The following is a 21694-nucleotide window of genomic DNA, read 5'->3' on the forward strand; positions in this document are numbered from 1 at the left end:
ATTCTACTCATCACATAACACTAGTTGATTAACCGTCGCAAAACTTATGTTGATCTGTAGCTAAAAATACTGAATACATTGTCCTGAAGAGTATACTGTAGAACCTCACTACATCAGGTGGATAGATAAAAATGACAGAGTTAATCAGTTTGGATATTCAAGGTGATTTTCTAGTGTATCTGGAAGGTACAGCATTGATATTAATGTTTACTACTGCTTCTCTGGCAGGGCTAGCGTTCTCACCGATAAAAATTTGGAAACCTAGCACTAAACTAATAATTAAATTTATTGGTTCTACAATCTTCGCCTTTGTTGCTTTGTCGTGGGCTGTTTACGAGCATACGCAGCTAGTGCGAAAAGAAATTAGAAGCGTATTAAAGTCAAGTGAAATAGCAATAATTAATAATTCTGTAATTAATATTTCGAGGGACTTATCAGAAAATATAAAGGAACTTGCTATCAAAGCGACATTAGATACAAGCATCAGTAACCGAAGCGCGGCAAGAGATATTCGCCTTAGGTTATTAGTTAAAAACGAGAACGAAAAGAGTTTTGTTATAACTGCTTCATATCAGACTAAGTCGAAGTGGTCGTTTTATGCTTCAAAAACTATTTCCCCATACTTTAAGGGGCGTTATTTTATAGGAAATGCTAATGATGAAGATAGAATTTATATAAAGCATGTTGTATTATCAATGCTTGTGATAATTCCAGGTTTAGCAGGAGCTTTAACAATTGATGGAGATAGCAGAGACTGGAGCAGATCATATGTCCAAAAAACTGTTTCAGCAGGAGCAGTACTTCCCCAAAAAAGTTCGCATCTTTAATGTAAAAGTTACGAACTTTATTGTCAGAATCTCAATCTACCAACACAGGTCAATTCTTGAATAAATCTGGAAAGGTACAAGAGAAACGGTACTTGAGACTTTTCCAGAAAAATCGATTTTTGGAACTAACTTTCCTAAAGTTACGTTGTACTAAAGAAAGGTGCTACAAAAGTAGCGGTTGATATTGTGATTGAAACCGCTGGTGAGGAGATTCGTGGTTAGCAGTCGGACGGTTTTGAAATTATTGACGACTGCATTAATCTCTAAAGCAAAGATAGACGTGCAAGTATCTGGATGCGACATAGTGGGTGTGTACCTAAAAGAGAAGTACTGAGAGATATGAGGTAGAAAATTTTGTCCCATTCATGGAGAAAGGATAAAAAACAGAAGAAAAATGAGCGTGCTTTTATTCGAAAAATACATGCAATAAATTGGGAAATATGACATAAATGAGTATAAAAGATTATATCGATATTCAATACATTTGGGGGTTGATGCTAGTTTTCTCTTCTCCCTTACTAGTAGGATTAATATTTTTTATAAACAGAAGAGCAACTAAGCCTCTAAAAAAAACATTGTTAATATTTATCCCTACGGCATCACTCTGGTTATCTTTCTTTTTGTATGACAATTTTCTGATGCTTAAGGTAGAATCAGAAATTAGAGAATATGCCTCTAATCCTTATGAAGAATACATTATCATCAAAGACGGAAAAATTCAGAGTTCAGAAGCTTTAATCTATGCACTACGAAGTATGTCAACAAAATTCACAAACAAAACTTTTTCTTCTAGAATCAATGAAAGGACTTATAAAATAATAGGAGGTAGTCATTCTCTCACTTTAAGAGTTTTTGATTCATCATCTAGAGAATCGTTTTACTGGGTTGTGTACACAGTACCTGGAACAAATTATGAATACATAGGGAGAATCCAACCTAATGAAACTTATTAATACTATACCAGCTGCTCTTATAGCTACCTCTTTTGGAGTGGGGGCGATAACGATAGATGGGGAATTAGACGACTCGGGTATATTTCATAAATCAATCTTGTGATGATTTTCTTCAATCTAAACTAGTTTTTTGGTGATTTCGGTACAGAAGCCACCTTTACAGACAGGTAGCACTACCTTGGGGTGTAAGCAGTGTAAGTTAGCATCTGTAGCACAGCGTCTTTAGATCGAGTACCTCGTTTTTAGTTGTAGGTAACGTGCGGGTTGGCCATCATTGTGAACCGCACCATTAGCTTTGGACACCAAGTTAAGCGTACGACTTTTCCATACTTTAACTAATTCAAGAAGTGCTAATGTTCTAATTTCTGAAACACGTTTATGTCCAAAATGAGTCGAAACTCTTATTTAGGGCTCATTCCTTAACGAGAGCTTTTAGAGTTTCCACTTAGTCAATCAGGCTTTTTCAATAAGCTATACGCACGCCTCAAGTCTTGACATCATGCTATGGAAAGCGAGTCTCCTATAGAGTCTCAAGAAGGGGGTTGTATTTGGAAGCGCCGAATCGCTATAAAAACAAGCGGCTAAGATTGCAGCTTGGTGAGGTTGCTCGATTTATCGTCAAAATGTATTAGATATCAAAGTCTAACCTATGATTTTCCTACACAGAAAGCCAAAAACAACAAAGGGCTAGCAATCACTAACTTGCTAGCCCTTTTAATATGGCGCTCCCGACAGGATTCGAACCTGTGACCTGCCCCTTAGGAGGGGGCCGCGCTATCCAGCTGTGCCACGGGAGCTTATGACTAATAATACTCAATTATTTTAATAAGTTAAGTCGCTTTTCTACATTTATTATAGTTTGTTCATCACGTCACCAATTTGAATACTGTTGGCGAGGCTTGGTTGGTCGACGGTTGCTTCAGCATCATTTTCATAGACGCGTGACACGGTTAGGGTGATGTCGCTCTGACTCACTTTATTGCGCGGCAAACCATTCTGGTCGATAAAGGAGCCTGTATGCCAAAGTTGCAATCGGTCTCCCGCTTGCACACCGTGGACTCGGCCTAAGTCGATGGTGACTTTATTGCCGTAAGAGGCGACCACTTCAGGCAAGGTCATCTTACAAGAGATCTCTGCTTCGAGATCGAGCATGATATTACGGCTGACTTTCTGCATCATTTCGCCGTAAGCGGATGTCCAGAAACGAGCACTTTTGGTGTCGACTTTACTGGTTTTAGCAAATGGCCACTGGGCGATTTCACGGTAGTTACGTTGATAGATTTCATGGCCGGTTTTGCCGTCGTAGACCGACATATCCATAGCAAACTGGCGATTGATTACATCATCGGACAGCAATCCGCCCTGAGTTATGGTGGCTGTCAGATCGTTAATCTGTCCGGTTACTAAGTATTGTGCTCCCAGATCTTCGGCGATCATCTTAATACGCTCAGGTTGGCGTTTATTAATCTCATAGCGTGTGGTACCGACCGAAACAAAACTGTATGAGCGATGTTCAAGCTGATTAGAGATAACAGAACTGAAGTCTTCACCCAGGTCGTATATTTGCCCCATGACCGCTTGTTGTGGGTCAACGATATCAAACATTGCCACGCCAAATGTCTTTTTGTATTGCTCGTTATGGCAAGCCTTTGCCGTTGGGTAAATGTCGATCCGCGCTTTGACGACCATTTGATTGCCGCTTTTGTATTGATCGTCGATGACGATCTGGCGAACTTCGGAATCAATGAATTGGTATTGTTTTCTATCGTCTTCGAGCAACGGCGCTAAGTTTGCAAGCCCACCGATATCAGCTCCAGAGAAGTCTACTGCTTTGTAGACGGCATCTTCTAGTGCGTAGATCCTTGCCGCTTTCTCAGAGGAGACGATGGTGGAAGTACCGGTGACTTCATACCATGCAGCAAAGGCAGAGCTACTGCTAAAAGTAACCAATACCGTTGAAATTAAAGAAGAAACGATTTTTTTCATACAACCAATCCAAATGCGGAACAATATTTGCTAGCTAGTTTGTAGCGAATATTGGAGCGGGCTTTCTTATTAAGGACAGAATGAGAATAGCAAGGATTGTTCCAACCTTGAAAAGGTGGGGAACCTATCCATCCAATTAATAACTTTTTGGAGAGTGTGTAATGAAAAAGTGGCTCCTGATGGCATCAGTGTTAACACTGACCGCTTGTGCCTACTCACCAATCTATAACGGTAAGGAACCCTATTCCGGCAGTAAGTTTATGCTGATGGAAAGTCCTCGCCATACGATGGATTATTTCGTCGAGAGTTTGACGGAAGACTTAGTTGAATCGAACACTAGCGTGTCGTCTCGCACTCCGATAGCGGTGGCATCGTTTGTTGATTTGCAGAATATGGATGCGACGAACTGGTTGGGGAACTCGGTATCAGAGGGCTTTATCTACCAGCTTCAGCGCCGTGGCTTTAAGGTTGTTGACTTCAAGACAACGGGCTCAATTCAGGTGACCAGTCAAGGTGACTTCGTACTAAGCCGTGATTGGAAAGATCTGGCCCAAGAGCAGCAGATTCAGTTCGTCTTGACGGGAACCATGTTGCGCCAAGAAGGTGGTGTACTGGTTAATGCTCGTGTTGTTGGCATGCAGTCGCGTATTGTGGTCGCTTCGGCTCAAGGCTTCTTGCCTGCTGACCGCATTGGTCGTGATTTGGATACGCTGAATCAAATGCGTACCGAAGATGGCGTCCTGATTCGTTCAGACCCGACTATGACGACACCTCATACAGTCATCTTGCGCCCATAGGAAAGGATAATGAGATTTTTATTTGCCGCGCTTGTAGCGCTTGTGATGATGGGTTGTACTCCGATTACAGCCATGGACCAGAACACATTAACGGCGGTGGGCTATGCGAGTATTAGCGAGCAAACTGGCCGCAATGAAGAAGAAAAGCAAGTTCGTGCCATGCGTGCTTCTAAGATTGATGCTTACCGCGAGCTAGCGGAGCAAGTGTACGGCCTACGAGTGTCTGCTCGTGCTGACTTACAAGATCAACGCTTGGGTGTTGAATCGACGACAGGTGCGGTAGATGGTGTCATTCGTGGTGCGGAAGTAGTTCGCAGCTATAAAGTTGGTGACAGCTATGTTACTGAACTGCTACTCGATATTGATAAGATGAATCGTCTAAGAGACTACGGCGAAATCCGCCGAGTACCTGAGAAGAAACGTCAGAGCTTGTTCTAATATCAACACTCTAGATAGCAAAAAGCGGCAACAGTTCTCCTGTTGCCGCTTTTTTGTATTTGAGATATTAGGCTTTTAAGTTAGTTCCTAATGTCGACAAGGTGTGGGTCTGGCCACCTGCGTTGTAAGTCATGCCCACTTTGCCATGACTTTGCTGCATCAAATTATTGAGCTTATTAAAGCTTAATTGGGCGCGTTGTAGACTCTGACCATTGATGTCGTTGAGTTGTTGGCAGTCGAGGATAATCGACTTAATGTCAGCCACCTTTTGAACCAGCACGGCTTCTTCGGTGAGTCTTGCTACATCTTGATGTTGAGCCAGTCTTTGATCGGTTTGTTGAAGCTGACCAATGATTGCCATCTTTTCTTTGGCAAATCTTTCAATTTCAGATGATTCACGAGCAGTAATGGCCTTGGTCTCCTCGGAGAGAAGCATAGACAATGCTTTTGCATTTTTCAGTTGGTATTCAACCAAATCAACCAGTGCTGCCATTAATATACCTGTGAGTATTATCTGTTAACCTGTTTAGCGTAATCCGCCAAGTTCGTCTTCGAACTTCATCATGTTGTCTGCCAGTTTTTCAGCATCGACGGTGTAAGAACCGTTCGAGATTGCTTCTTTGATTGCCGCAACTTTTGCCGCGTCAAAGGTTGGCTGACTTGCCATTTGCTGATGCATCTGACCAATGGCTTTACCGCCTTGGCTCAGTGTTACGGCATCTTGCTGCGCTGATGATTGACCAACTTGAGCTGAACTACTGTCTTTGCTTGCTTCCGAACGGGCAGGAGCGCGACTTGTCGTCGTTAGCGTCTGTCCAGAACGAATATTATCAATGCCTGCCATCGTTTAGCCTTCTTGTTGCCTAATTTGCATAGTTTACCTGTATATCGAGCATATCGACCAGCGTAATGATTACTTTAGGAAAAAATCAAAAATTAACCGTGATTTCCGCAACGCCAGTAACAATACCCTCAATTATACGCTGAGACTTGTCATTTTTCACTCTTACTTGATCGCCGTTAGCGCCATCGGTAAGTGCTGTGCCTTTAGTGGAGATGGTCATTTCACCTTTCACTGCACGAATAACGACTTTTTCGTTGCGGCAAACAACACAGACATCATTACGCTCAATAACATCACCCATCTTCATGTTTTTCTTGAGCTTTGCGCCAACCACTTGGTCAAACTCGGTAAAGCCTTGGCGGCGAAAACGGTTCTTATCCACCATGCTCATCGTGACATCGTCACTGGATACAATATTGCCTCGAGATAACGGGCGAGTTGCGGTCACTAAGGGCAAGGAAATGGACATTCGAACGGGTACGTAAAGTCGCCAATTATCTTCCGGACACTCCACCAAAACGGTGACATTACTGCTGGTGTTGCGGGTGTTTGACGACGAGGTCAAAAGCGGAGAGGGGCAATCTGTTGCATGTACTCGAGAGTCGATACGGCCAGGTGTGGCAACAATTTCACCGCCGATAGGTTGCTCAATAGTATTTAAAACATGAGCTTGGGCAGCCTTTTGAATGTTTTCTATTTGCTCAGGCGTTGCTGCGTGCGTTAATACACTAAAGAATAACGCTTGCCAGACGATACAGAGGGAAAGCCAGTTGCGCCTTAACCTCGTTTTGTAACTGGATGTACACAAAAAAGATGTCTTATTATACAGCATTCTGTTTCTCGGGTTCCTTGTTGCCTGTGTAGACTATCACTTTTTTAGCTTTAAAGTTTGAGATGGAGATGAACTTATGACCGGTATCTTGGATTCGGTGAATCAACGAACGCAACTGGTTGGTCAAAACCGACTAGAGCTACTGACGTTTCGTCTGATGGGCCGCCAGCGTTACGGCATTAATGTGTTCAAAGTTAAAGAAGTGCTTCAGTGCCCTAAATTAACGCGCATGCCCAACCTACATCGTCTTGTCAAAGGGGTGGCTCATATTCGTGGTCAAACTATCTCAGTGATTGATTTAAGTCTTGCTGTTGGTGGTCGACCAACAACGGACATTGAAAACTGTTTTGTGGTTATCTCAGAGTTTAACCGTAGCGTACAGGGATTTTTGGTAAGCTCTGTTGAACGCATTATTAACATGCATTGGGAATCGATTTTGCCGCCGCCTGAAGGTGCTGGTAAAGCCAACTACCTGACAGCTGTGACCAACATCGACAATGAATTGGTTGAGATTCTGGATGTTGAGAAGATTCTCGCTGAGATTTCGCCTGTGGTTGAGACCATGGACAGCAATATCGCCACGGAAATTGCCGCAGCTGAAGAGAAAGAGCAAAAGCAGATCGTTAAGCGTATTATGATCGCTGATGATTCCGCAGTGGCACGAAAACAGGTCCAACGAGCCATTGAGTCTATTGGCTTTGAGTCCATTTTGGTGAAAGATGGTAAAGACGCTTACAACAAGCTGACAGAGATGGCAGCTGAAGGCGATATTCATGATCAGATTTCCCTGTTGATTTCTGATATTGAAATGCCAGAAATGGACGGTTACACCCTAACGGCAGAAGTGCGCCGCCATCCCGATCTTAAAGATCTTCATATTATTTTGCATACCTCGTTAAGCGGTGTGTTTAACCAAGCAATGGTAGAGCGAGTAGGGGCTAACGAATTCATCGCTAAGTTCAACCCTGATGAATTGGGAGGCGCCGTCAAAGCGGCCATTTTGCCGACAAATTAAACAAACAAAATTAGAGCTTGTAGTCGCTTGAGAAAAGCGTATAAAGCAAGCCTTCAAAGCAGTATAGAGAAGTGAATGACAGCGATAACCATAAGCGATCAAGAGTATCGTGATTTTAGCCGCTTTTTAGAGTCCCAATGCGGTATTGTTCTTGGCGATAGTAAACAGTATTTAGTCCGCAGCCGTTTAAGCCCGTTGGTGGCAAAATTCGGTCTAGTCTCTTTGTCTCAGTTATTAAGGGATGTGGTTACTGGACGCAATCGTGAGTTAAGAGTTGCCGCTGTTGATGCCATGACCACCAACGAAACCTTATGGTTTAGAGATAACTACCCATTTACGGTGTTGTCTGACAAACTGCTCCCAGAACTTGCCGCCAACAAGCGACCGATTAAAATTTGGTCGGCTGCGAGTTCTTCTGGTCAAGAACCGTATTCCATGGCGATGACAGTTTTGGAGACACAAAACAAGAAGCCGGGAATGATCCCTAACGTGTCGATTACCGCGACGGACATCTCGTCTACGATGTTAGATATGTGTCGTCTTGGAGAATATGACAACCTCGCGTTGGGTCGCGGTCTATCACCGGAGCGTCGCAGAGTGTTTTTTGAAAACACCAGTAACGGTAAGATGAAAGTGAAAGACAACGTAAAGCGTTTGGTGAACTTTCGTCCGCAAAACCTGATGGACTCGTATGCGTTGTTGGGTAAGTTCGACATTATCTTTTGTCGTAACGTACTGATTTACTTCTCCCCTGAAATGAAGTCTAAAGTGCTGAACCAAATGGCACGTAGCCTAAACCCAGGTGGTTACTTGCTGTTAGGGGCATCGGAGTCGCTAACGGGGCTGACGGATCAATTTGAAATGGTGCGTTGTAATCCGGGCATTATCTACAAGCTCAAATAGCTAATAGTTATTCTCCACAATCTTTACCGTATCTAGCCTTGGTTTTCGCCAAGGCTTTTTTCTTGCTATTCTCTAGGTTCAGTGACGGTTTGGAAGCCATCACTGTCGACATTCCTAATTAAACCCTCCGCCAAAACTGGCGTACATTTTGCTCTCTATCTTTGCCAGAAGGAGCACGATGAACGTCGAATTGAATAGCGTCATCAGTGGTTGTTACCAAAAAATAACTTTTGGCGCGGAAATTGCTTTATCTCAGTATAGGGCACGTATTTTTGAACGATGAGGTTTCAATGGCCATCTCTTTTAACAATGCATTAGGTATTCATCAGTACACCGTTGGTGTGCGTGAGAAGAATGCTGAAGTCATCTCCACCAATATCGCGCAGGCGAATACGCCGGGTTATAAAGCGAAGGGGATGGAGTTTGATCGTGCGTTAAAAGCGGCAAGCTCAGGGGCAAGTATTGGGCTTAGTCGAACTGATGGACGGCATATTTCTGCCTCTAGTAACGTCAGTGGCGAAATGCTTTACCGCATTCCGACACAGCCAGATACCGGTGACGGCAATACTGTAGACGTAGATTTAGAAAGAAACTTGTTCATGCAGAACCAATTAAGACATCAGGCATCACTCGATTTCTTAGGCGGCAAATTCAAAAATATGACCAAAGCGATTAAAGGGGAGTAATTTAGATGAGCTTATTTAATGTATTTAATGTGACAGGCAGTGCGATGAGCGCTGAGTCGGTTCGTCTAAATACCACCTCAAGTAACCTTGCCAACGCTGACAGTATTAGTAGCTCGGCAAAAGAGACTTACAAAGCTCGCCACGCCGTATTTGGCGCGGAACTGAGTAAAGCTCAATACAACCGCGATCATTCAGTACCTGTGAAAGTATTGGGTATTGTAGAGAGCGACAAACCCTTAAGTGCAGAGTACAACCCAGATCATCCACTCGCTAACGATGAAGGCTATATCTACAAGCCGAACGTTAACGTGATGGAAGAAATGGCCAACATGATTTCAGCTTCGCGCTCATACCAGACTAACGTTCAGGTAGCGGACGCGAGCAAGCAAATGTTGTTGAGTACTTTGCGAATGGGTCAATAGAGATAGGAGTAGCTCATGGCTGGAATCAACAACGTTGGTCAAGGCAGTTTATCCTACATTGACCAACTGAAAAAACTGCAAGAACAAAGCAAGCCTGAAGAGACAACCGGTAAGCAGGATCTGAAGCAAGAAGACTTCTTGTCCCTACTCACCAAACAGTTGGCTCAACAGGACCCATTTAAACCAGTCAGCAACGACCAGATGATTGCTCAAATGGCGTCGTTTGCCACGGTAGATGGTATTGGCAAGATGAACACTCAGTTCGAGAGTTTGAACTCGTCAATGACGTCTAACCAAGCACTACAAGCGTCTTCACTTGTTGGGCGTGATGTCTTGGTACCCGGTGCGGCTGGTGTGAAGGAAGCAGACGCTGGCATGGCGGCAATGGTCAAATTGCCACAGTCCATGGATAACGTGTTTGTTCGTGTAGAAAATGAAATGGGTCAATTAGTACGTACCTTTGATGTCGGCGCAAAACCTGGCGGTGATGCTCGTGTCGAATGGGACGGTAAAGATGATCAGGGTAATCCAATGCCTGCAGGTAAATACAAAGTGAAAGCTTCGGGTTTACTTGATGGAGAAAGCCGCGAGTTCGAAGTGTCGACTTATGCGAACGTGAACAGTGTGCTTCTTGGTAAAGGGGATGGAAACGTACTACTCAATCTAGCTGGCTTCGAAAATCCAGTTCGGCTAGCAGAAGTACTGGAAGTCGGCAAAGCGTAACCGCTGGCTAGATTAGGAGATTAGGAATGTCATATGTATCTTTAAGTGGTCTATCTGCGGCTCAGTTAGACCTCAACACCACCAGTAACAACATTGCCAACGCCAACACATTTGGCTTTAAAGAGTCACGTGCCGAGTTTGGTGATGTGTATTCAAACTCACTATTTACTAATGCGAAAACCACACCGGGTGGCGGTGCTCAGCCAAGCAAGATTGCTCAGCAGTTCCACGAAGGTTCGAGCATATCGACTAACAACCCAATGGACTTGCGCATTAGCGGTACTGGCTTCTTCGCCGTATCTAAAGATCGTCTTGTACCACAGCAAAATGAGCTAACGCGTAACGGTGCTTTCCACCTAAACAAAGATAGCTACATGGTGACGTCGAACGATGAGTTTCTACTGGGTTATGAGGTGAATAAAGATACCAATGAGGTTGTGTCTTATGAGCCTCGTCCAATCAACATACCGCCAGAGTTTGGTAAGCCGAAACAGACTGCGAATATTGAGATTGGTGTGAACCTTCCTGCTAATGGTGATCTAAAAGATCCGGCTCTGTTCGACTTTACTGATCCTGAAACTTATAACCGTTCAACATCATCAACGATTTATGATTCCATGGGACAGTCGTACAAAATGACGACGTACTATGTGAAAGATCAAACTCAGCAAAACACGTGGCAAAGTTACTACACGGTAACCGACGGCCAAGGTGAAAAACCAGTGAATATCGCTGGTGGTGATGCAACAACGCCAACAGGGCATGTTGGTCATACAATGCGATTCAACAACGACGGTACACTAGCGAGCTTGAACAATGGGCAGCCAATTGTCACTACTGATCTTGGTGCAAATGGTATCGATATGAACGGTGCCGATCCTGCACAGACATTGTCGTTTAGTCTTGATAGTGCCACTCAGTTTGCCGCTCCGTTTGAACTGACTAAGTTCCAAGAAGATGGTGCGACGACTGGCTTCCTAACTAAAGTCGACTTTGATGAGCAAGGCAACGTGTTAGGTACTTACTCAAACGGTGAGAATGTGACATTAGGTCGTGTCGCTATGGTACGTGTAGCGAACGAACAAGGTCTTGATAAGAAGGGTGGTACCCAATGGGATTCTACGACTGCTTCTGGTGCTAAGATTTGGGGCGAATCAAACAAGGGTTCTTTTGGTACCATCAATAACGGCACGCTAGAACAATCGAACATTGATATGACCCAAGAGTTAGTAGACCTGATTTCAGCGCAGCGTAATTTCCAAGCAAACTCACGTGCTTTGGATGTACATAACCAGCTGCAACAAAACATTCTACAAATCCGTTAAGTCATAGTATGAGTGGCTGTCAGTCACTCGTCGTTAATGTCTTGAAAAATCGAGCGTACGAGTGCATATGGACATTCGTACGCTGTTTTGCGTTTCAACAAAGCGGTCATATTGTTGCCGCACCGTTGCCACCTTGCCGTTTAGCTTTGCCTCTTCGATAGAACATCGGTTGCCGATCCTCCGCTTTCTTACCTTATTTCCCGTTTATTTCTTTGATTTATAAGGAATAAAATTAGTGGCATAGTCTTTGCTTTATAAGCTCCGTACTTTGAATTTTGGAGCTATCAATGGATCGTGCCCTTTACCTCTCAATGAGCGGCGCAAAGCAGAATATGCAAGCTTTGCAGCTTAGAGCAAACAACCTTGCGAACGCGAGCACGCCTGGCTTTCGAGCTGACCTTGCCCAAGCGCGCTCAATGCAAGCGTATGGTGAAGGCATGCCAAGTCGTGTGTTTAGCATGACAGAGCGTCCAGGACATAACTTCGAACAAGGCAGTGTTGTGACGACAGGTCGCGACCTTGATGTCACTATTGAAGGCCAAGGTTGGATTTCAGTATTGGATAAAAACGGCAAAGAAGGGTTAACCCGCAACGGCGGTTTACGCGTGGATCAAAACGGTTTGTTGGTCAATGGCAACGGTAACCTTGTGTTAGGGGAACGTGGTACGCCAATTACTGTACCTATTCCATTGCGTAAGATTGAGATTGGCCGTGACGGCACCGTCTCTGTTATACCGCAAGATGCACCTGCTGACGAAATGGAAATCGTTGACCGTATCAAGCTCACCAATACTGATAACCGTTCACTATTCAAAGACACTAATGGTTTATTTCGTAATAAAGATCCTCAATTAGGCTACACCGCTTCAGCCAATGTACAGCTTATGACCGGGGCTATTGAAGGCAGTAACGTTAATGCCGTTGGTGAAATGACAAGCTTAATTGATTTGCAGCGTCAATTCGAAATGCAGGTCAAGCTGATGAGCACCGCAGAAGACATGGATAAGGCTTCAGACTCATTGCTTCGCATGGGTTAATAGGATTGAGAGAGGAAGAATAGAATGCATCCGGCACTATGGGTAAGTAAGACTGGCTTAGACGCTCAGCAAACCAATATTTCGACAATTTCAAACAACCTAGCGAACGCATCAACCATCGGTTACAAGAAAAGCCGTGCGGTGTTTGAAGATTTGTTTTATCAAAATATCAATCAGCCTGGTGGTCAATCATCGCAAAACACCGAACTGCCTTCTGGCTTAATGCTAGGTGCTGGTTCAAAAGTGGTGGCAACGCAAAAGATCCACACACCGGGTAATGCTCAAACTACGACCAACAGTCTCGATATGATGATTGAAGGTGATGGATTTTTCCAAGTATTGATGCCAGACGGCAATATTGGCTATAGCCGCAACGGTCAGTTCACGCTAAACGATGAAGGGACTATTGTTACGTCTGGTTCAGGCTATGCGTTGGAACCAGAAATTGCGATTCCTGAAGATGCGATTTCCATTACTGTAGGTACCGACGGTGAAGTGTCCGTTCGAGTACGTGGCCAGCAAGATAACCAAGTCGTGGGTAACATTACCACTGTCGACTTCATTAACCCTGGTGGTCTAGAGCCTATCGGTCAGAACCTTTACTTACCAACTGGCGCTAGTGGCGATCCAAATGAAGGGGTTCCGGGTTTAGATGGTTTCGGTCAAATTCGCCAGTCGATGTTAGAGACTTCAAACGTTAACGTAACGGAAGAGCTCGTTAACATGATTGAAGCGCAGCGCGTGTATGAAATGAACTCTAAAGTTATCTCGTCAGTCGACAAGATGATGAGCTTTGCTAACCAGCAGCTTTAACGAATAAGGACGACATTGAATGAAAAAGTTATTGTGTGTCTCTTTACTTGCTGTGCTCTCGGGTTGCGCTCAGTTTGGTCAGGAAGAGTCGGTAGACGATGTCTCGAACAGCACGACGACGGTCGATGCTGTTGAAGGAGATAAAACCCAATCGTCTGGGATTGTTGATACGCTACGTGGTCGAACTGACCCTGTTGCCGATGACCCAGCATGGGCGCCGATTCACCCAAAAAACAAGCCAGAACATTACGCAGCGGCAACGGGTTCACTGTTTAATACTCACTACGCGCGCGATTGGTATGATGATTCTAAACCCCGTGGCATTGGTGACATCATTACGGTAGAACTTAATGAAGCAACGAAAGCAGCAAAAAGTGCTGATGCGGATCTCTCGAAAGCCAATGACTCTTCAATGGATCCACTTTTCGTTGGTGGTAGACCCGTCACCGTCAATGACTATGACTTCTCTTATGAGTTGAAGAACGACAACAACTTCAAAGGTAATGCTTCGGCCAATCAGAGCAACAGTTTATCAGGTTCGATTACCGTAGAAGTGATTGAAGTGCTTGCCAATGGTAATCTCGTCATTCGTGGTGAAAAGTGGCTAACTTTAAATACTGGAGATGAGTACATTCGTTTAAGCGGCACGATTCGCCCAGATGATATTGAGTTTGATAACACCATCGCATCTAACCGTATTTCTAACGCTAGAATTCAGTATTCGGGGACCGGAACCCAACAAGATATGCAGGAACCTGGATTCTTGGCACGATTTTTTAATGTCTCTCTATAGGGATAGGAATCGACGAATAATAAGCGGCAAACCCTCTCCTCAGAGGGTTTGTTTGTTTTTAGGGTAACATGATGAAAAAATTCACGTTTTTACTTCTTGGTTTATGTTTTGCTGCGGCAAGTGTACAAGCGGCACGCATTAAGGATGTGGCAGAAGTTGCCGGGGTGCGTAGTAACCAATTGGTGGGTTATGGTCTGGTGACTGGTCTTCCGGGCACAGGTGAGAAAACGCCGTTTACAGAACAAAGTTTCCGCTCGATGCTTGAGAAGTTTGGTATTCAAATGCCAATAGGTTTTAAGCCTAAGTTTAAAAACGTGGCAGCGGTTATCGTTACCGCAGAATTACCTGCGTTCTCAAAACCTGGTCAGCGCGTGGACGTAACAGTTTCTTCAATCGGTGCGGCAAAAAGTCTCCGTGGAGGTACCTTGATGCAGACCTTCTTGCAAGGTTTGGATGGTGAAGTCTATGCTGTGGCACAAGGTAATTTAGTGGTAAGTGGCTTTAGTGCCGAAGGCTTAGATGGCTCTAAGATTGTGGGCAATAACCCTGTGGTCGGAATGATTTCAAGCGGTGCAACGGTTGAACGCGAAATTCCGAGCCCGTTCTCTCGCGGCGATTACATTACCTTTAACCTTCTGCAATCAGATTTCACAACGGCGCAAAACATGGCAAATGCCATTAATGACTTTCTGGGTCCGCAAATGGCGAGCCCATTAGATTCTACCTCTGTTCGAGTTCGTGCGCCTCGCGACCTCAGCCAACGTGTAGCTTTCCTATCAGCGGTTGAAAACGTTGAATTCGATACCGCAGACAGCGGTGCAAAAATCATTGTTAACTCGCGTACAGGGACAATCGTGGTTGGCAAACACGTCAAGCTTAAACCAGCGGCAGTGACTCACGGTGGTATGACGGTTGCTATCAAAGAAAACTTGAAAGTAAGCCAGCCCAATGCGTTTGGGGGTGGCGATACGGTGGTGGTGCCGAACTCAGATATTCAGGTAACAGAAGGTTCGGGCAAGATGTTCAATTTCCAACCGGGTTTGACTCTAGATGACCTCGTTCGTGCCGTTAACGAAGTGGGCGCAGCACCATCAGATCTTATGGCGATTTTACAGGCGCTTAAGCAAGCTGGTGCCATTGAAGGTCAGTTGATCGTTATCTAGGTAAGTATCATGATTAAAAACTCCAATGACATCGGTTTTATCCATGATATCAGTAGCCTAGATAAGCTTCGTCAGAAAGCCGTGAGCGGCAAAGAAGGCGATGATGATGCGGCTTTACGCGCTGCCGCTCGTCAGTTCGAATCTATCTTTACTTCTATGATGTTAAAGTCGATGCGCGACGCGAATACTCATTTTGAATCAGACCTGACCAATAGCCAGAACGGTCAATTCTACCGTCAAATGCTTGATGAGCAGATGTCGAGTGAGTTGAGTGCCAATGGCTCTCTAGGATTAGCAGATATGATCGTCGCTCAGCTTGGTGCGGCACGTTCACCAGAAGCGCATGCTGCAGCGGGCAGTGAAATCCGTATGCGTAATAAAGCGTTCGATACATCACTTAATCTCCCTTACGATGAAGCAAAGGCTCGTAAAACTGCTAAATCACTAGGGCTTGACGGAGCCCCTGTTGCTCAGCCTGTTGATTTCAAGACACCACAAAACTTTGTCGAGTCTTTGAAACCATACGCGGACAGAGCAGCTCAGTCGTTAGGGGTAGATTCATCGTTACTATTAGCGCAAGCGGCTTTAGAGACTGGTTGGGGGCAAAAAGTCGTCAACAACAGTAAGGGCAGCAGTAACAACCTATTTAATATTAAGGCTGACAGAAGTTGGCATGGCGATAAGGTCGCAACGCAGACACTGGAATACCATCAGAATGTACCTGTGCAAGAACGCGCAGCATTCCGTTCTTACGACTCGTATGAAGACAGCTTCAACGATTATGTGAAGTTTCTTAATGACAATCCACGTTATCAGTCGGCATTGAATGGTAACCAAGGTTCTGAACGTTTCATTCGTGATGTTCATCAAGCTGGATATGCGACAGATCCAAACTATGCAGACAAAGTATTGCGCGTTAAGGCGCAAATCGATGATATGTCGCTTTAACGGCTATCGATAGTTTTCCTTATACTTATTGGTCCCGGCAAATCGCCGGGATTTTTCTCACTACCTTCATCTTTTTCCGTTCATTCTTATCTTTTTAGTGCCAAGCTCAGCGGCAAAGATACTCTGGCATATATATTGCAAATTAAACGGCAGAGTGGCGTAACTTGTGGATTTAGTTAGGCTAATTTTGGTTTTTTGGAGGCGATATGGCGTCAGATCTTCTGAACTTAGGTGCGCAAAGCGTACTGACAGCTCAGAGACAGTTAAACACGACTGGTCATAACATTTCTAATGCAAATACAGAAGGTTACAGCCGACAATCTGTTATACAGGGGACCAATACCCCGCGACAGTTTGGTGGTCAAACCTACGGTATGGGAGTGCATGTGGAAAATGTTCGCCGCTCGTGGGATCAGTTTGCCGTCAAAGAACTCAACATGGCAACGACTCAGGTGAATTATCGCAACGAAAACCTGACTAACCTCGATATGATGTCGGGGATGTTGTCGTCTATGTCGTCTAAAAAGGTGCCTGAAAGTCTTAACGACTGGTTTGATGCTGTAAAAACATTGGCCGACACCCCCAATGATATTGGTGCGCGTAAAGTCGTACTTGATAAAGCCAACTTGATTCGTCAATCGATGAATGATTTCCACGATACGGTTCGTGAACAGCGGGATAACGTCAACAAGAAACTCGAAGTGAGTGTTGAGCGAGTGAACCAAATCGGTATCGAAATTCGTGATATTCACCGCTTAATGATGCGCTCGCCTGGTCCACATAACGACTTGATGGATAAGCATGAATCGTTAATCAAAGAGTTGTCCGAATACACCAAAGTGACGGTGACGCCTCGCAGGAATGCTGAGGGCTTCAACGTTCATATCGGTAATGGTCATACTTTGGTATCGGGTACAGAAGCCAGTCAGTTGAAGATGATTGATGGATTCCCAGATACTCACCAACACCGCCTTGCGATTGTTGAAGGTAAAGGCATTAAACCAATTACCAGCGATGATATTGGCGGACGCTTAGAAAGTATGTTTGAAACTCGCGACAAAGAGATTCCATACGTTTTGGATGAACTCGGTCGTCTCTCTATCGCTTTTTCTGAAAAAGTAAATGAATTGCAAGGGCAAGGGCTTGATTTGAATGGTCAAGTCGGACAAAACCTGTTCGCGGATGTAAATACTCTCGCGTTTGCGAAAGCAAGGGTCGTTGCACCAGTCAACTCAAGTGCCGACGTGGCAGTGTTTATTGATGATACCTCACAACTCAAGGGTGGCGAGTATTCATTGAAGTTTGACGGTGCTAATTACCATGTGACCAACTCAGATGGTGTGACTCAGTCTTTCTCAGGCCCGAGCATGCAACTAGATGGCATTCGAGTCGAAATTGGTAATCCGCCTGCCATTGGCGAAAAGCTTTTGCTGCGTCCGACGAGAGACGGTGCAGCCAATATGAAAATGACGACTAACGACCCAAAAGCCATAGCAGCACAGAGCTTTGAAGCCTCAACCACGTTTGCGCAGGGTGATGCCAAATTTAAAGTCTCGTCAGTGGGCAGTTTGAAAGAATTTGAAGTGGTAGTGTCGCCAACGGGGACGGAATTTGCCGTCACTGACAAAAGTGGCAACGTATTATTGAGCCCAACGCCTTATCCTCCGACTGGTCCGGTGACGGTGCTTGGCACCACGTTCGAGCTCAGTGACGGAGCGATGGCAAATGACAAGTTCACCGCTAACCTCAATCCGGCAGAGGGTGATAACGGTAACTTGAGAAAAATGCTGCATATTCAGACTGATAAATCGATGAATGATGGCGACTCAACGGTCATTGATATCTATCACAACTTAAATACCGATGTGGGTTTGAAAGCCTCGACGGCGACTCGTTTACAGGAAGTCGCTGAGCTTGAGCATGAAAACGCGCAAAGCCGAGTAGCGTCTATTTCGGGCGTTAACCTTGATGAAGAAGCGGCCAACATGATGAAGTTTCAGCAAGCGTACATGGCGTCTTCTCGAGTGATGCAGGCGGCGAATGAAACCTTCGATACTATCTTGCAGCTAAGGTAAGGAGCTAGATTATGATGAATCGAATTTCTAGTTTTCATAATTACCAAACGGTGCAAAATGATATGCGCCGCCAAGAAAACAAAATTCATGAAAACCATGCACAGCTCGCCTCTGGTAAACAGCTGCAAAAGCCAGCGGACTCACCACTAGCGACGCATTATTTGCAAAAACTTAAACAGCAGACGCAGCAGTTGGATCAGTACGACAGCGCTATCACGTTGTCGAGAAATCGCCTTGAGCATCAAGAAGTCATGCTCGGTGAGACAGAGCAGTTTGCCGATAATGCAAAGCGATTAACGATGCAAGCGATCAACGGTGCGCTTTCTCCCGAAGATCGTGAAGCCAAAGCTCGTGAAATAGAGGAGTTGGCAAAGAACTTTCTCGCACTTGCTAATACACGTGATGAATCGGGTAACTATAGCTTTGCTGGCACAAAACCTAAGACTCAACCATTTTTCGTCGATGGGGAAGGGCGTATTTCTTACGCTGGTGATGACTATCAACGCAAAATGCGCATTGCAGCAAGTCTGGAAGTGGCTACGAGCGATCCAGGTAGCAAACTGTTTATGGAGATTGATAACCCACTTGGGGATTACAAAGCCAATTATCAGCTGCAAAAAGGCTCAGAATTGCTACTTGAAAAAGCCACTAACAGTAACGCCAACGACAACAGTACTTACAAAGTAACGTTCGTGGATATGGGTAATCAGCAATTCGGCTATCAGCTTGAACAGAGCAATACGGTTGTTGCTGCGGGAAATTTTGACCCAAGCCAAGGCATTCAATTCCAAGGGCTCAACATTCAGACCAAAGGGCAAATTACACCGGGGGACGCGATTGAAATCGAACCTCAAAAAACATTTAGCGTCTTTGATACGTTTAATGATGCGGTGTATTGGATGGATAACGATGTAGCCGATGCTTCGGCCAGTGCTCAGCTTCATCAGGTCACTGAGCAGTTTCACGCAGCATTTTTGCACTTAACCAGTTCACGTACCGACGTTGGAGTAAGGCTAAACAGTCTTGATATCCAGCAGTCGCAACATGAAGATTTTAAAATTTCGCTCGCTCGTTCTAAAAGTAATTTTGAGGATCTCGATTACTCAAAAGCAGTCATCGACTTTGAAGAGAACTCACGAGCACTGCAGGCTTCACAGCTTGCTTTCGGAAAAACCAAGGACCTGACGTTATTTAATTATCTATAGCGAAAGTTTGGCATCTCGGTTGCCGCATGAGCATTGCCATGTGTGCAGAGGTGAGAACGTTAGGTGGCAATCTTAAGCCACTTTGAACGCGCTAACGAGGTCATGGTATGCATTGGTTCAATGAAAGAGCTTTAATGTATTGATTTATAATTGAATGTATTAGTTGGCATAGAAAATGCTAAACATGAATACAAAGTACCCGATTAAGGGCTAACTCGATAAATAAGCACTTTAGATACTCCACCTGATACGGGGTATTAGGTGGGCGTAGTAACAATATTGAATCAACAATGTTTGTTATTAAGTGAGCCTACTTGAAGCTTGCGAACTCAATTAGGAGAGCACAATGGCAGTAACAGTAAATACAAACGTTTCGGCTATGACAGCCCAACGCTACCTGAACAAATCCAGCGATGCGCTAAATACTTCAATGGAGCGTTTGTCGTCTGGTCACAAGATCAATAGCGCACGAGACGATGCTGCAGGTTTGCAGATCTCGAACCGATTAACAGCGCAATCACGTGGTCTTGATGTGGCAATGCGTAATGCTAACGATGGTATTTCGATTGCACAGACTGCGGAAGGTGCCATGAATGAATCTACTAGCATCTTGCAGCGCATGCGTGACCTGGCGATTCAATCGGCAAATGGTACTAACTCTCCTGCTGAGCGTGTTGCAATTAATGAAGAATCTAATGCACTTCAAGCGGAGCTAAACCGTATTGCTGAGACCACCTCATTTGGTGGCCGTCGTTTGCTTAATGGCAGCTTCGGTGAAGCGTCATTCCAAATCGGTGCTAACTCGGGTGAGGCTTTAATTATGGGCCTAACCAGCATTCGTGCGGATGATTTCCGTATGGGCGGGACCACATATACCGCAAACAACGGTAAAGGTGCCGATTGGCGTGTGGATAACACGAATAACCAGTTGGACATTAGCTTTACGACCAAATCTGGCGAAGCAGTCGCTATCAACATCACAGCAAAGCAAGGCGACGATATTGAGCAGTTAGCAACGTATATCAATGGTCAGTCTGACAAGATTAGCGCTTCTGTAGGTGATAACGGTGAGCTTCAAGTGTTTGTCGCAGAGCCTGACATTGACCTAAACCAGTCAGTGACAATTGGTGGTTCGTTAGCCACAGACTTAGACTTACAAACTGCATCTGCTGCTCAGTCTACAGTGCAAGATATTGACATGACTTCAGTCGCCGGATCGCAAAACGCTATCTCGATTATCGATTCTGCACTTAAGTATGTGGATTCACAACGTGCAGATTTAGGAGCGAAGCAGAACCGCTTAAGCCACAGCATTAACAACTTGGCGAACGTTCAAGAGAATGTTGATGCCTCGAACAGCCGAATCAAAGATACCGATTTTGCTAAAGAGACAACCGAAATGACCAAGAACCAGATTCTACAACAAGCTGGTACGTCAATTTTGGCGCAAGCAAAACAGTTGCCTAACTCAGCGATGTCTCTACTACAATAGAGATAGTGTCCGAGTTCTAAGTGACAGGAACATAAGCCAGACGTGGCAATAAATTTCCTGTTGCTTGGCAAACATACTTTGTGATGTGTTGGGGCTCTCTCTCTCAACCTGCCTCAATACGGCATCAGAGTATGTAGGTTAGCTAGGGTGTGTTTATTTCTCTCTGATCTCCGCACGCTACTAGTCACCACCCAGCCCCGGTTCTCTCAAAGGAAAAGGGGCTTTTTCTTTTCTTAAGATCCACAACTCACGCCTAGCAAATTAAGCAAAATTCCAGTGTTTCGGCGGTATTTCGCTAAACTTTAGTCTTTTCTTTTTAATCTTTCGTTAACTGCTCAAATCCTAATCAAACGGACGTTTTCTTTTGTTTTTTCGAGTTTTTTTCTAAAGGTTTTTTCACTCGTGTCGTTAAAAGAT

The 21694-nt window shown here is 44.7% G+C and carries 22 protein-coding genes and 1 tRNA gene; 18 read left to right on the forward strand and 5 right to left on the reverse strand.

Annotation, left to right across the window (positions count from 1 at the left end; translation table 11 throughout):
• Window positions 1-131: 131 nt before the first annotated feature.
• Window positions 132-827 (forward strand): hypothetical protein, encoded by a 696-nt coding sequence (locus OH456_RS22055; RefSeq protein ID WP_270034266.1) that lies wholly within the window; start codon window positions 132-134, stop codon window positions 825-827.
• A 449-nt stretch (window positions 828-1276) separates the two neighbouring features.
• On the forward strand, window positions 1277-1780 hold the full coding sequence (locus tag OH456_RS22060; protein WP_270034267.1) for a hypothetical protein: 504 nt from the start codon (window positions 1277-1279) through the stop codon (window positions 1778-1780).
• 720 nt (window positions 1781-2500) lie between these two features.
• Here the strand turns inward: OH456_RS22060 and OH456_RS22065 are convergent.
• Both OH456_RS22065 and OH456_RS22070 read right to left on the reverse strand, forming a co-directional pair.
• A tRNA-Arg gene (locus tag OH456_RS22065) sits at window positions 2501-2577 on the reverse strand.
• Window positions 2578-2632: 55 nt separating this feature from the next.
• Complete coding sequence (locus OH456_RS22070) at window positions 2633-3766, reverse strand: flagellar assembly protein FlgT (RefSeq protein ID WP_124940115.1); 1134 nt, start codon at window positions 3764-3766, stop codon at window positions 2633-2635.
• Between the two features lie 161 nt (window positions 3767-3927).
• On the opposite strand from OH456_RS22070, the gene OH456_RS22075 reads away from it, so the two are divergent.
• Together OH456_RS22075 and OH456_RS22080 are read left to right on the forward strand one after the other, a co-directional pair.
• A complete protein-coding gene (locus tag OH456_RS22075) occupies window positions 3928-4563 on the forward strand; it encodes a FlgO family outer membrane protein (RefSeq protein WP_006069933.1) in 636 nt (211 codons plus the stop codon).
• 9 nt (window positions 4564-4572) lie between these two features.
• Window positions 4573-5001, forward strand: coding sequence for an LPP20 family lipoprotein (locus OH456_RS22080; protein WP_006069934.1), 429 nt, complete (start codon window positions 4573-4575; stop codon window positions 4999-5001).
• 67 nt (window positions 5002-5068) lie between these two features.
• Here OH456_RS22080 and OH456_RS22085 read toward each other — a convergent pair whose 3' ends face one another.
• The 3 genes from OH456_RS22085 to flgA form a co-directional block, all read right to left on the reverse strand.
• A complete protein-coding gene (locus OH456_RS22085) occupies window positions 5069-5494 on the reverse strand; it encodes a flagella synthesis protein FlgN (RefSeq protein WP_124940114.1) in 426 nt (141 codons plus the stop codon).
• A 33-nt stretch (window positions 5495-5527) separates the two neighbouring features.
• Window positions 5528-5845, reverse strand: a complete 318-nt coding sequence (gene flgM / locus OH456_RS22090) for a flagellar biosynthesis anti-sigma factor FlgM (RefSeq protein WP_006069936.1) — start codon at window positions 5843-5845, stop codon at window positions 5528-5530.
• Window positions 5846-5930: 85 nt separating this feature from the next.
• Window positions 5931-6677: a flagellar basal body P-ring formation chaperone FlgA gene (flgA, locus tag OH456_RS22095; protein ID WP_031493497.1), complete on the reverse strand. Its 747-nt coding sequence runs from the start codon at window positions 6675-6677 to the stop codon at window positions 5931-5933.
• 76 nt (window positions 6678-6753) lie between these two features.
• Between flgA and OH456_RS22100 the strand changes: the two genes are divergently transcribed.
• The 14 genes from OH456_RS22100 to OH456_RS22165 all read left to right on the forward strand — a co-directional run bounded on the left by OH456_RS22100 (window position 6754) and on the right by OH456_RS22165 (window position 21277).
• Window positions 6754-7692, forward strand: a complete 939-nt coding sequence (locus tag OH456_RS22100; protein ID WP_006069938.1) for a chemotaxis protein CheV — start codon at window positions 6754-6756, stop codon at window positions 7690-7692.
• Window positions 7693-7767: 75 nt separating this feature from the next.
• Complete coding sequence (locus OH456_RS22105) at window positions 7768-8595, forward strand: protein-glutamate O-methyltransferase (protein ID WP_006069939.1); 828 nt, start codon at window positions 7768-7770, stop codon at window positions 8593-8595.
• Between the two features lie 290 nt (window positions 8596-8885).
• Window positions 8886-9281 carry a flagellar basal body rod protein FlgB gene (flgB, locus tag OH456_RS22110; RefSeq protein WP_270034268.1) on the forward strand — a complete coding sequence of 132 codons (396 nt, stop codon included), beginning with the start codon at window positions 8886-8888 and terminating at the stop codon, window positions 9279-9281.
• Window positions 9282-9286: 5 nt separating this feature from the next.
• On the forward strand, window positions 9287-9703 hold the full coding sequence (gene flgC, locus OH456_RS22115; RefSeq protein WP_006069941.1) for a flagellar basal body rod protein FlgC: 417 nt from the start codon (window positions 9287-9289) through the stop codon (window positions 9701-9703).
• A 15-nt stretch (window positions 9704-9718) separates the two neighbouring features.
• Complete coding sequence (gene flgD, locus OH456_RS22120) at window positions 9719-10426, forward strand: flagellar hook assembly protein FlgD (protein WP_006069942.1); 708 nt, start codon at window positions 9719-9721, stop codon at window positions 10424-10426.
• 26 nt (window positions 10427-10452) lie between these two features.
• Window positions 10453-11751: a flagellar hook protein FlgE gene (gene flgE, locus OH456_RS22125; RefSeq protein ID WP_006069943.1), complete on the forward strand. Its 1299-nt coding sequence runs from the start codon at window positions 10453-10455 to the stop codon at window positions 11749-11751.
• A gap of 287 nt (window positions 11752-12038) precedes the next feature.
• Window positions 12039-12788, forward strand: a complete 750-nt coding sequence (gene flgF / locus OH456_RS22130; protein WP_270034269.1) for a flagellar basal-body rod protein FlgF — start codon at window positions 12039-12041, stop codon at window positions 12786-12788.
• A 24-nt stretch (window positions 12789-12812) separates the two neighbouring features.
• The gene (flgG, locus tag OH456_RS22135) at window positions 12813-13601 is read left to right on the forward strand and encodes a flagellar basal-body rod protein FlgG (protein WP_006069945.1); all 789 of its coding nucleotides are present in this window, start codon (window positions 12813-12815) and stop codon (window positions 13599-13601) included.
• A 19-nt stretch (window positions 13602-13620) separates the two neighbouring features.
• Window positions 13621-14394: a flagellar basal body L-ring protein FlgH gene (gene flgH / locus OH456_RS22140; RefSeq protein WP_006069946.1), complete on the forward strand. Its 774-nt coding sequence runs from the start codon at window positions 13621-13623 to the stop codon at window positions 14392-14394.
• A gap of 71 nt (window positions 14395-14465) precedes the next feature.
• Window positions 14466-15557, forward strand: a complete 1092-nt coding sequence (locus OH456_RS22145) for a flagellar basal body P-ring protein FlgI (protein ID WP_006069947.1) — start codon at window positions 14466-14468, stop codon at window positions 15555-15557.
• A 9-nt stretch (window positions 15558-15566) separates the two neighbouring features.
• Window positions 15567-16505 (forward strand): flagellar assembly peptidoglycan hydrolase FlgJ, encoded by a 939-nt coding sequence (flgJ, locus tag OH456_RS22150; RefSeq protein ID WP_270034271.1) that lies wholly within the window; start codon window positions 15567-15569, stop codon window positions 16503-16505.
• 206 nt (window positions 16506-16711) lie between these two features.
• On the forward strand, window positions 16712-18580 hold the full coding sequence (gene flgK, locus OH456_RS22155; RefSeq protein WP_236110929.1) for a flagellar hook-associated protein FlgK: 1869 nt from the start codon (window positions 16712-16714) through the stop codon (window positions 18578-18580).
• A gap of 11 nt (window positions 18581-18591) precedes the next feature.
• Complete coding sequence (gene flgL, locus OH456_RS22160) at window positions 18592-19785, forward strand: flagellar hook-associated protein FlgL (protein WP_270034272.1); 1194 nt, start codon at window positions 18592-18594, stop codon at window positions 19783-19785.
• Window positions 19786-20131: 346 nt separating this feature from the next.
• Window positions 20132-21277 (forward strand): flagellin, encoded by a 1146-nt coding sequence (locus tag OH456_RS22165; protein ID WP_006069951.1) that lies wholly within the window; start codon window positions 20132-20134, stop codon window positions 21275-21277.
• Window positions 21278-21694: the final 417 nt, after the last annotated feature.

It is taken from the genome of Vibrio sp. La 4.2.2, from assembly GCF_027586995.1.
Classification (GTDB): Bacteria; Pseudomonadota; Gammaproteobacteria; order Enterobacterales; family Vibrionaceae; genus Vibrio; species Vibrio mediterranei.

Excerpts from the sequence above, each read along its gene's own strand:
- OH456_RS22055 (WP_270034266.1), top strand. The coding sequence starts at position 132 with ATGACAGAGTTAATCAGTTTGGATATTCAAGGTGATTTTCTAGTGTAT.
- OH456_RS22060 (WP_270034267.1), top strand. The coding sequence starts at position 1,277 with ATGAGTATAAAAGATTATATCGATATTCAATACATTTGGGGGTTGATG.
- OH456_RS22070 (WP_124940115.1), bottom strand. The coding sequence starts at position 3,766 with ATGAAAAAAATCGTTTCTTCTTTAATTTCAACGGTATTGGTTACTTTT.
- OH456_RS22075 (WP_006069933.1), top strand. The coding sequence starts at position 3,928 with ATGAAAAAGTGGCTCCTGATGGCATCAGTGTTAACACTGACCGCTTGT.
- OH456_RS22080 (WP_006069934.1), top strand. The coding sequence starts at position 4,573 with ATGAGATTTTTATTTGCCGCGCTTGTAGCGCTTGTGATGATGGGTTGT.
- OH456_RS22085 (WP_124940114.1), bottom strand. The coding sequence starts at position 5,494 with ATGGCAGCACTGGTTGATTTGGTTGAATACCAACTGAAAAATGCAAAA.
- flgM (WP_006069936.1), bottom strand. The coding sequence starts at position 5,845 with ATGGCAGGCATTGATAATATTCGTTCTGGACAGACGCTAACGACGACA.
- flgA (WP_031493497.1), bottom strand. The coding sequence starts at position 6,677 with ATGCTGTATAATAAGACATCTTTTTTGTGTACATCCAGTTACAAAACG.
- OH456_RS22100 (WP_006069938.1), top strand. The coding sequence starts at position 6,754 with ATGACCGGTATCTTGGATTCGGTGAATCAACGAACGCAACTGGTTGGT.
- OH456_RS22105 (WP_006069939.1), top strand. The coding sequence starts at position 7,768 with ATGACAGCGATAACCATAAGCGATCAAGAGTATCGTGATTTTAGCCGC.
- flgB (WP_270034268.1), top strand. The coding sequence starts at position 8,886 with ATGGCCATCTCTTTTAACAATGCATTAGGTATTCATCAGTACACCGTT.
- flgC (WP_006069941.1), top strand. The coding sequence starts at position 9,287 with ATGAGCTTATTTAATGTATTTAATGTGACAGGCAGTGCGATGAGCGCT.
- flgD (WP_006069942.1), top strand. The coding sequence starts at position 9,719 with ATGGCTGGAATCAACAACGTTGGTCAAGGCAGTTTATCCTACATTGAC.
- flgE (WP_006069943.1), top strand. The coding sequence starts at position 10,453 with ATGTCATATGTATCTTTAAGTGGTCTATCTGCGGCTCAGTTAGACCTC.
- flgF (WP_270034269.1), top strand. The coding sequence starts at position 12,039 with ATGGATCGTGCCCTTTACCTCTCAATGAGCGGCGCAAAGCAGAATATG.
- flgG (WP_006069945.1), top strand. The coding sequence starts at position 12,813 with ATGCATCCGGCACTATGGGTAAGTAAGACTGGCTTAGACGCTCAGCAA.
- flgH (WP_006069946.1), top strand. The coding sequence starts at position 13,621 with ATGAAAAAGTTATTGTGTGTCTCTTTACTTGCTGTGCTCTCGGGTTGC.
- OH456_RS22145 (WP_006069947.1), top strand. The coding sequence starts at position 14,466 with ATGAAAAAATTCACGTTTTTACTTCTTGGTTTATGTTTTGCTGCGGCA.
- flgJ (WP_270034271.1), top strand. The coding sequence starts at position 15,567 with ATGATTAAAAACTCCAATGACATCGGTTTTATCCATGATATCAGTAGC.
- flgK (WP_236110929.1), top strand. The coding sequence starts at position 16,712 with ATGGCGTCAGATCTTCTGAACTTAGGTGCGCAAAGCGTACTGACAGCT.
- flgL (WP_270034272.1), top strand. The coding sequence starts at position 18,592 with ATGATGAATCGAATTTCTAGTTTTCATAATTACCAAACGGTGCAAAAT.
- OH456_RS22165 (WP_006069951.1), top strand. The coding sequence starts at position 20,132 with ATGGCAGTAACAGTAAATACAAACGTTTCGGCTATGACAGCCCAACGC.